The sequence below is a fragment of the Amphibacillus indicireducens genome (genome assembly GCF_039539605.1).
Taxonomy (GTDB): domain Bacteria; phylum Bacillota; class Bacilli; order Bacillales; family Amphibacillaceae; genus Amphibacillus; species Amphibacillus indicireducens.
This window is the reverse complement of the sequence record NZ_BAABDL010000107.1, coordinates 1-3,382: the sequence shown is the minus strand read 5'-3', so window position 1 is coordinate 3,382 and position 3,382 is coordinate 1. Positions and strand designations below refer to the sequence as shown.

At 34.2% G+C, this 3,382-nt stretch carries 1 protein-coding gene; it reads right to left on the bottom strand.

Features of this window, described 5'->3' with window-relative positions; genetic code table 11:
* Window positions 1–65: 65 nt before the first annotated feature.
* The gene (locus tag ABD814_RS09790) at window positions 66–2,645 is read right to left on the bottom strand and encodes a lectin-like domain-containing protein (RefSeq protein ID WP_344912677.1); all 2,580 of its coding nucleotides are present in this window, start codon (window positions 2,643–2,645) and stop codon (window positions 66–68) included.
* Between the last annotated feature and the right edge of the window lie 737 nt (window positions 2,646–3,382).

The window sequence follows — 3,382 nt, the reverse complement described above, 5'->3', positions numbered from 1 at the left end:
TCAAAAAACATATTGTATTTTGAATTCATCCTCCAATTCAGTATCTTTTCATAGAACTTTTTACACTACCTAATTTTTTTAATTCTTGTAATTAATGAACTAAATCCTGCAGACATCATCAAAATAACTCCCGTTACCGTAAACACAACTGTTCCAATCCCACCCGTTTGAGGTAGTTCCTCTTGCGGGATATTCTCCACAACATAACTATGTGCATGCGTTGTGTTTTCACTTGTAATCTCAAATTCTATTGGATTAGTAAGTAATAAGAACCCTTCAGGAGCCTCTATCTCTATAATTCGATATTCACCTTTCGGGAGTTCCTCCCAGAGTAATACCCCATCCTGATTCGAGATTTTTTCTTCTCCAAAGTTAATCCATGTGTCTCCAGACTTAACTTGCAATCGAAAAACTGCATCAGAAAGCGGTATTTCTTCTAACAAGTCATTTTTGAAAATCTTTAGAATATCTACACGTCCTGTTAATGGAGTCGTGTTCGTTTCGTTTGACTCTGGACTACTAGCTTGACCTGAGTGATTAACAAATTCAATACTTGATTGATTCGGAATGTTAGTTAAATTCTCCAAAGCTGTTTCATTCACTTGAGTAGTAAATGTTAGATATAGTTCCGTTGTGTCAGACAGTTTATCTATTCCTGTAGCGATTAGTTCGACTACTAATAAATCATTGATTAGATGCACTGTATAATCAGTAGTGAGTTCTAGTTCGATACTTGAATTTGCAAATATTTGAGCCGATTCTTCAACATAGGTCAGTCTTGAATCAAGTTCATCCAAGATTCTAAATTCCTTGTACTCTTGAAAATCTTCTGGCAAAAACGAGGTTATTCTGAAATCAACAAAGTCACCTACTAACGTTTCAGAAACATCTCCATACTTGTCATCATCTTCAAAACTGTTTTTTTGTTCTTTAATCACATTTGGATACTTAAAGTTTATAAAGGTTACTTCTAAATCAACAGTTCCCTTCGAAATCACCACTGTTTGCGGATCAATTGAAGGCAAATAACCATCAGGAGCTTTTGTTTCAGTGATAATATATTCTCCTGGCTCTAGATAATCCAATTTATAAGTTGATGATGGACTTTCCTCATCTATTGGTAATCTGACACTAAAATTATTAGGACCTTCAACAGTGAATTCAGCACCTTCCAACGGTTGGTTCGTTCCATCCACCTTTAATATATTTATCGAACCACTATAAACTTGTGCCGTATCACTGATTGGACTTGTGTACCTAGAATAAAACGTCGCTATATTATCGATTATCACTTCTTCAGTAACAACTGCTTGATAAGTTACGACAAATGTACTTCCAGGACTAAAATTACCTAAATGTATTTCACCGTTATTCCACTCTGGAGTCGGATCAATATCAGAACCATTTAATTGAACCCTCAATGATCCATCTACATAATTTAATTCAGCAGGTAACTCATCTTCAATAATTGCCGCTACTATTTCCTGAGTATTATCCTCCGTCGGGTAATTTACCGTAACTTGGTATTCTATTGTATCGCCCAACTTCATTATTGCTTCTTCAGAAAATTCCGTGCTTTCACCATCCTTAGTAATATTTCGTGCTAATTTTTCAATTGAACTTTCTGACTGATCTGGCACCTCAAAGATTCCAACCTGTTGGAGATTATATGAATCCCCAGTTGAACCAGTAAATCCCCAATAGACTAATGTTCCTCCGAAGGTGTCGATTACATCCTGCGAACCACTAAACTGATAAACTATTGGACTGTAACCTGCAATATCATAAGTTAATCTATGGGTCGAACTGTCCCAACTTACTTCAACTTTACGCCAGCGTCTATCTGTTAAGTCTTGATTAGTCGCATCTTGCAAATTACTTGGCGACCTAAAATAAGGTTCAGAAATAGCATGTTGTTTGTAAAAAGGACCTTGATCAGCGCCCAACCAGGCTGGTGTCCTAGTTAAATCAATATGACCATAAAATTTATCTCCGTTAGCACCTCCATTACCGAAGTTTGGCGTTCCATTATCATTTGTATTTAGTTCATGATTGTTGTAGAAAGTATCGAATTCCAAAACAAGTGCATTTCTTATAAAATTACTTCTGTACGCATCAAACGGATCATTATCATCTGAATCCTTACTATACGCACCTAGGCCAGCTCCATTTGCCCCAAGTGTACTTCCTAGCGGAACCCCGCTCGTATTTGTGTGTCCTTGGATGGTAAATGTGATTCCGTCCGCACCTCGCGTACCATCATAATTACCGTTATCCCATTTATCACCTAAATTTACGTACATGAGCATAGAGAAATCCTTTTCCATATCAATCGGATTTTTATACCACAACCCTCCAAATTGCCATTGTTCATTTTGCGTAATAACAACTACATCAGAACGATTCGGGTCTAATGAAGGACCATGGTTTACCCCCCAAGAACTCCCTCTATTTGCTGTAATTAATTCAAATGTATCTGTTAGTACGACATCACTTTCTGGCAACTGATTAAAATTGTAAAAATCCTCATAAACTATTCCATCTGCATGAGCAACTTTTGAACTACTAATATTACTTCCTGAATATACAATGAACACTATTGAGATTAGGAGAAGTAAATATTTACCACGCTTGATCCTCCTCATTAAAACACATCCTTTCTTCATATTTTTTAGTACAGGTAAAGCAAAGTGATCAATCAATAAAATATTTCTAAAAATTTATAAGGAAAATATATCAGTCTATTCAAAATTTTCCGTCACTTAAACTAACTAGAGGTATCCACTTAAAAGATTATTGAAGATTAATTTGAATTCAATAAAAGTCTTACAGAGAAAATTCGCTATAATATTGTGATTTTTGTTTTTTATATATGTGTAGGATTTTATATAAAGCAGCTTAAGTTTTAACTTAAGCGCAAATATTAACCAATAAGTATGAAAGGATTTCATCATGCTGTAGGAGACTTTCTATCATGGTGTTTGTGTGATGAATAATGACTTTTCCACGCTAACAGAAATCGATTGCACTATATATTATATTTAGTTCATTTTAAAATATGCTTATATTTTAGCTTTCATATTCGATTAAATAAAATAAAGCAATAGTACCTTTTCATTGATTTAAAAGAAATATCAGCAATCGATTGTATTACTTAAGTAACATTGTATCTATTACTTTTGTACTGTCAATGGTTTTTAATACTATTTGTTTTTGTATTTTATTAACATTAAATATTCAATTTAACTAGCCTCCAACTTCCTCAATTAATTACTTCCCCTCATTTAGATACATTTTTATATACTAACTCGTTAGTTTTGCAGCTACTTCTAGAAAGATAAGGTCGAGAAGCTTTGATACAGTAAATTGTATCACTATTTTT